General features: G+C 67.4%; 5 protein-coding genes and 2 pseudogenes. 4 read left to right on the forward strand and 3 right to left on the reverse strand.

Going from position 1 to position 5784, the window contains the following annotated elements; all coding sequences use genetic code 11:
- Positions 1-640 precede the first annotated feature (640 nt).
- Positions 641-1167: pseudogene (locus BBK14_RS07555) on the reverse strand (type I CRISPR-associated protein Cas7).
- Between the two features lie 366 nt (positions 1168-1533).
- On the opposite strand from BBK14_RS07555, the gene BBK14_RS39745 reads away from it, so the two are divergent.
- From BBK14_RS39745 to BBK14_RS07575, 4 genes are all read left to right on the forward strand, one after another.
- Positions 1534-1884 carry a hypothetical protein gene (locus BBK14_RS39745; RefSeq protein ID WP_241831184.1) on the forward strand — a complete coding sequence of 117 codons (351 nt, stop codon included), beginning with the start codon at positions 1534-1536 and terminating at the stop codon, positions 1882-1884.
- A 29-nt stretch (positions 1885-1913) separates the two neighbouring features.
- Positions 1914-2984, forward strand: a complete 1071-nt coding sequence (locus BBK14_RS07565) for a DUF4037 domain-containing protein (protein WP_083390740.1) — start codon at positions 1914-1916, stop codon at positions 2982-2984.
- A gap of 405 nt (positions 2985-3389) precedes the next feature.
- The gene (locus BBK14_RS07570) at positions 3390-3638 is read left to right on the forward strand and encodes a hypothetical protein (RefSeq protein WP_071060504.1); all 249 of its coding nucleotides are present in this window, start codon (positions 3390-3392) and stop codon (positions 3636-3638) included.
- A 129-nt stretch (positions 3639-3767) separates the two neighbouring features.
- Positions 3768-4136 (forward strand): DeoR/GlpR family DNA-binding transcription regulator, encoded by a 369-nt coding sequence (locus tag BBK14_RS07575; RefSeq protein WP_071060506.1) that lies wholly within the window; start codon positions 3768-3770, stop codon positions 4134-4136.
- A 110-nt stretch (positions 4137-4246) separates the two neighbouring features.
- On the opposite strand, the gene BBK14_RS07580 is transcribed toward BBK14_RS07575, so the two are convergent.
- Both BBK14_RS07580 and BBK14_RS38775 read right to left on the reverse strand, forming a co-directional pair.
- Positions 4247-4702: a GNAT family N-acetyltransferase gene (locus BBK14_RS07580; RefSeq protein WP_071060507.1), complete on the reverse strand. Its 456-nt coding sequence runs from the start codon at positions 4700-4702 to the stop codon at positions 4247-4249.
- Positions 4703-5369: 667 nt separating this feature from the next.
- Positions 5370-5784: pseudogene (locus BBK14_RS38775) on the reverse strand (hypothetical protein); the annotation flags it as partial.

The raw sequence follows: 5784 nt of genomic DNA on the forward strand, positions 1-5784 counted from the left end.
CCCCCCCCGGACCTCCGGAGAGATCGTCCTTGGCGTTCACTCCTCCGAGATGCGAGCTCCACGCCGGCCGGTGCGGGGCTCACCCCCATCCTCACTGTCACGTGAGGATCGACGGACGCGTCGATAGCCTCGACCCCCGATGGTTGAGGCGATGCATGGCGGTCAGCGCATGGTGCCATGCTTGCGACGAGCTCTACGCAGAGCGGCCGGGGCGTGGCATCGGAGCGACCGACAAACGGCGCAGGCCTTCTACGCCCGAAGGTCACGGCATGGGTCCGATCTATCCGTTCCATGACCGGCTACAGAGCGCTACCGGAAAAGTCTTTGGCGACACGGGCTGGTGAGGCGTCGGCATCGCCCAGGCGATGACCAAGGTCCGCCGACATGGGCGCGCATTGTGTGCGCGGATGCTCCGGTACGCCGCGACACTCGCCGGCACTACCCGACAGCGAAAATGCCCTGACCGGGATTTAACGGCACTGCGCGGCATATGCCAGTACATTCCGATACGTAGTGTTTCATCTTGTAATCGAGTGGACGAAGGTTCGAGCTCACCAGCCGGTTCCAGAGAGACGGCCCTGACTCGGAGTCTTGGTGATGCTCGTGGCGCGTCGGTCCGTGGCAGGCTGTTGTCGGCGCTTCATGGACACTGACCCCTTGCGGTCATCCTGGGATGCGGGTGAGGGTGCAGATGGTCATCGTCTACGTCGATCTTGTGGTCGTGGAAGCTGCGGGGTTCGCCGGTGCTGATCTTCTGGGTCCTGATGCGGTCGGCGAGGGTGTGGGCGGGGGCGGCGCCGAAGGTGTCGGGATGGCTGAAGACGTGCAGGCCGCGGGTGGCCATCTCGCCGCGGGTAGCGGACCGGTCGTGGTCGAACATGTTGATCAGGGTGCGCAGGAGCAGGTCGAGGTCCTTTGCGGTGACGCCGGTCTGGATGCCGCGGGGGGCGGAGTAGTGCAGGTGGGCCCGATACAGGCCGTAGGGGACGGTCCACTTGCCGCCCATCTCGGTGTGCTTGCCTTTGTCGATGTCGGCCTGATGACTCGGGTGATGGTGTGGTCGACGGGATGACGGGGGTCGATGGAACGGGCCATGCCGTTCTGGAGCGGTCCGCGGATCTGTCCGAGCGAGCGGGTCTTGCCGGTGGACAGGACGGCGCCGAACAGGCGGACGTCGACGTAGCGGTTGGCGAGGTCTGCCTCCGGCGAGGACCATGCCTTTCAAGATCACGATGTGAGCGGCGAGCATGACCGTCACCGATCGCTCGGGTCGAATCCCGACGATCATTGGCTACTCTGCGTGATGGTGAATCTAGGTGTGGTGGTGACGTCGTGATGCCGGACTGCGCGATATGCACTGAGCTAAGCCGGCAGGGGGCGAGAGGGCGCTGGCCGCTGACCAGGCCCAACGTCATCTCACAACAGGTGACGGCACCGATCAACATGGGCAGGGCGGCACACATAATCCGTCGGTCGTGGGTTCGAGCCCCACCCGCTCCACCCATGTGATGATCATGCCCCTGACCTGGATGCATGCGGTTCGCGATCTATCGCTTTGAGATCCAGCGCCACGGAAAGGTGCTGGTCAGGGCGTCGCGAGTTGGTTCGAGCCCCACCTGGACGACCATGTTGGGATCATGCGAACAGGGCTTCTTCGTGACGGCGGATCCGGGCAAGCGTGATGTGGAGGTCAAGGTTCTGATCGACTGCACCGCCGAGGAGATCGACGTGTGTGGCGGCTGCTCGACGACGTCCTGGGGATCGGGGGCCTGCTTGTGCGGCGGAACCTGGAGATCGCGACTGGCCCGGATGGCCCGGTGGCTGGCGAAAACCCAGGTGCCCAGAGGTGGCGGTAGCGAGGACGATGAGGCGCCTGTGCCATGACGGGACGCTTTGAGGAGGATCGCAGAACGGTGTCAGGTCGCGATCTTTCTCGACGGTTCTACGAGCGGGCGGTGCGGCCGCTGGTCTCGGGCGTTCCCCACGCTGCCGCGTTGCTCGGTGAGGGGTCCGAGGTTCTCGGCTTCGATGACGAGATTTCCACGGATCACGATTTCGGCCCCCGCGTGCAGCTGTTCGTCCCGCCAGGTTTCGACGCCACGCCGATCGACGCCGCTCTGGGGGGTTTGCCTGCGCGGTTCGACGGTTTCCCGGTCGTCTACCCCGACAGCGATCGACACGGCGGCCGGCCACACCATCAGGTGGAGGTGACCACCGCGCAGGCGTTCTTCGTCGACCGGATCGGCGTCGACCCCGCCGACGGGATGAAACTGACGGACTGGCTACTGGTCCCGACCCAGATCCTGGCCAGCCTCACCGGCGGCGTGGTCCTGCACGACCCGCTCGATCTGCTCACCACGCGGCGTCGGGCGCTGGCGTGGTACCCCGACGACATCTGGCGCTATGTCCTGGCCGCCGGCTGGCTGCGGGTCAGCCAGGAGGAACCATTCGTCGGCCGCACCGGTGGTCGCGGCGACGACCTCGGCTCGCGGATGCTCGTGGCCCGCGTGGCCCGTGACCTCGTTCGGATCGGATTCCTCCTCGAACGCCGCTGGGCTCCCTCCGGCAAATGGCTGACCGCCGCGTTCGCGCAGCTGACCCTCGCCGACCAGATCGGTGAGCACCTGCACCACGCGCTGCGCGCGACGCGGTGGCGGGAACGCGAAGCGGCACTGTGTGCCGCGGCCAGTCATCTCGCCGCCGCCACGAACCGGCTTGGTCTGGCCGAGCCCGTCGACCCCGCGCCGCGCCGCTTTCACTCCCGAGACATCCACGTACTCGGCGGCGAACGCCTCACCCATGCACTGACCGATGCAATCAGCGATCCGCCGCTGCGAACCCTCCTCACCCGGCTCGGACACCGGCCCGACGGCCCGCTCGGCCATCTCCCCGGCGCGATCGACCAGGCCACCGACAGCGTCGAGATCCTCACCCAACCAATCCGCCGCCGCGACTATGCACCAGCGCTTGGGCTCCGGGCCTGAGTGCCCCGGCACTGATCCGACGGTGCGCGGAGGTCAGGCGCCTCGTCCGAGCTGGAGACGGCGTAGTCGGCACCGCGCGGGCCTTCTTCGTCGACCGGGTTGGCATCGACCCCGCCGACGGGACTTCAGAGGCACGGACCGGCAGTTCCCAACCGCGCTGGCCCGCACATCATCCGGCCGCAGAGTAGCACCACACGACATCTACCGCGGAGGGCATCCGCAGCTACGGTTAGACCGGATTTGGCCGCCATCGGTTTGGGATTGRCCTCGCGGGACGACCACGACACGCCATATGCCCGTGCGGCCTGACACCTCGGGAGGCGCGTGGCTCGGGTCCGCGTCGCTGCGTAAGGATTTCCCTCGTACGAATCGAACCGATCTCTTCCATGTCCCAAGGAGGCTCCCTTGACCGACACGAACACCTACGCGTACGTCGACGCTGACACCCTCGACGTCCGGATCATCCGTGGTGAGGCTGACACGGAAGGCACCATCGTCGGCCGCCTCGACGCCGCCGACCTCCCCGCCCTCAGCGAGGCCGCCGACAAGCTGCTCGCGACCCTCGGCGTCCGCCCCGTCAGCGACTGGCGCGATGTTGAGGGTGGCCTGTTCGCCGTCGTCGAGGAGACCGCGGCGGTGCCAACGGYCGGCTGACCGGCGACCACGAGCGCCCCGGTCTGGGGCCAGGCCGGGGTTTCTCTTTGCCCGGATAAGACGGTGAGGGCGGCGCGCGCGATCAGGCGGCGAGCGGGATGTCTTCCACCTGGTAGTAGATGGGAAGTCGTGGACCACCCGTCCACCGACGCGCTCCTAATCGGCGGCCGGCTCTTCAGGCACTCGGCCGTCACCTGCGGCGCGGCCGCCGCCGAGGCGGCCAACCAGGTGCGGGCCGACCTCTTCCTGCTGGGCGTCACCGGCGTGCACTGCGAGGCCGGGCTGACCACCGGCGACGCCGACGAGGCGGCGATGAAACGCACCCTCGCCCGGCAGACCGCCGACACCTACGTGCTGGCGCTAGCCAGCAGCGAGAAGATCGGCACCGCATCGCCGTTCACCGTGCTGCCGGTCGCGTCGGTGAGCGGCCTCATCACCGACGCCACCGACGACCGCCCGGTCATCGCCGAGCTGCTTAAACAGGAACGACGATCCTGAAAGCTCGCTGACCGGTCCCGTCGGGCCGCGGCCAGCGTTGGCTGGGCCACCGTCCCGTTTGGGGGCACGTTAGGGGCACGTTCGGCTGAAGATCGGACAATGGGAGTGCCTCACGCGTTGCCCGGGGTCCACTGCATCGACATGCGCGGATCCTCGATCCGCACGACTTCGAACCCGAGGCGGGTGTAGAGGGCCTGTGCGGGATTGTTGACGAAGACGCTGAGCCGGACCGGAACGCCGCGCCGCTGAGCAGCCCGAAGGATGCCCCGTAACAGATGGGTGCCAATGCCACGACCTTGCGCCTCGGGGAGCAGCGCGATCTCCTCGACGAAGTCGTACTCACTCTGGTGGATGACACACGCGTAGCCGACGGGTCGCCCGCTCTCCTCGACCACGGCAAATGGCAGATCGGCGAACTCCTTGTCAGCGGTTATGCGCTGTTCCGCATCATCCCACCCCGACGTCTGTTCGACGTATGCCCGCAGGGCGGCTCGCCTCACCTCGAAGAAGAACTCTCGATCGCTGCTCAGAGCGGGCCGAACCCGAAGGTCATGGGAGCGGGTCATTGTGTGAGGCTACGACTTCGATCACTTCGCCATCAGTCGGGCTAGCAACAGGCCGAAGGACGCCGCGACCAGGCTCACCTGACAGCTACTCTCTCCGTCCGAGGGCGAGCCTGACCTGGTTCCGTCGCCGCCGTCCGCCGAGGAGAAGGCCGCAGCAGCGCGTCAGGCTCGACTAGAGCGCGGATCGAGCGGACAGTGCGGGGCCGACCGCGCCGTTTGGGACGGGAGGCGGCGGCGTGGTGGCGGGTGATTAAGGCGCGGTGCCAGCGCAGAAAAGTCTCCGGGCGGACCAGTAGCCGCAGGCGGTGCAGGGTTGGCCGCGGCAACGTATGCAGGAGTGCGGCGAGCAAGGCACGGTCGGCGGGCTGGAACTGAATCCGTTGCGTCGTCGAGCTGACGTTGCAGCACGGTGATCTGATGGCGCAGGGTGACGATCTCGATGTCCTTGGCACGGTCACCGCGGGGCAGCAGCAGCCGCAGCAGCGCACGTCGACGACGCGGTGCAGGCGCTGGAAGGCGTGCCCGAGCCCGAAAGCCGCGCCAGCCCAGGCCGGCCAATCGGCTCATCCACCGGGGACTTGCTCCTAGCGGTAGTTCGTTGGATCAAGGTGGGAGGTAGAGGTGCAGGCCGTGGCCTGCGCCGACTGCGGCGATCAGGGTGTCCAGGTCAGCAGGCGGGGGTGTGGGTGACCAGGCGTGCCAGCAGCGTCGTAGCAGGAGCCAGGGGGTCAGCCAGCTGCGGACCGCGCGTAGCGTCGTCGGCCAGGATGGCCGCGCGGGTGGGCTGGTGGTGTGGGTGCCCCCTCTCTCGCCGGTCGTRCTTACCGTCGGCGGGTTCCTGCCCCGGGGGCATCTCGGCGGTGAGGGTGTTCCAGCAGAACGAGAACGCGCAGAACACCAGGGTCTGGTGGCGACGGATCGCGAGGTCGGAGCGGACCTGGAAATCGGCCCAGCCGAGTTCGTCTTTGACCTGCTTGTAGCCTTGTTCGATCCAGTTCCGGATCCCGTAGATCTGTACGAGTTCGGCCAGGTCAGCGGGCGGGTGTGGACTGTCGGCCTGGCGGGGCCCGCCAGGCCGGGGC

The sequence above is a fragment of the Parafrankia soli genome (assembly GCF_001854695.1).
Lineage (GTDB): Bacteria > Actinomycetota > Actinomycetes > Frankiales > Frankiaceae > Parafrankia > Parafrankia soli.

What these genes read in the sequence shown, in the direction of transcription:
- BBK14_RS39745 (WP_241831184.1), top strand. Translation starts at nt 1,534, where the DNA reads ATGCGGTTCGCGATCTATCGCTTTGAGATCCAGCGCCACGGAAAGGTG.
- BBK14_RS07580 (WP_071060507.1), bottom strand. Translation starts at nt 4,702, where the DNA reads ATGACCCGCTCCCATGACCTTCGGGTTCGGCCCGCTCTGAGCAGCGAT.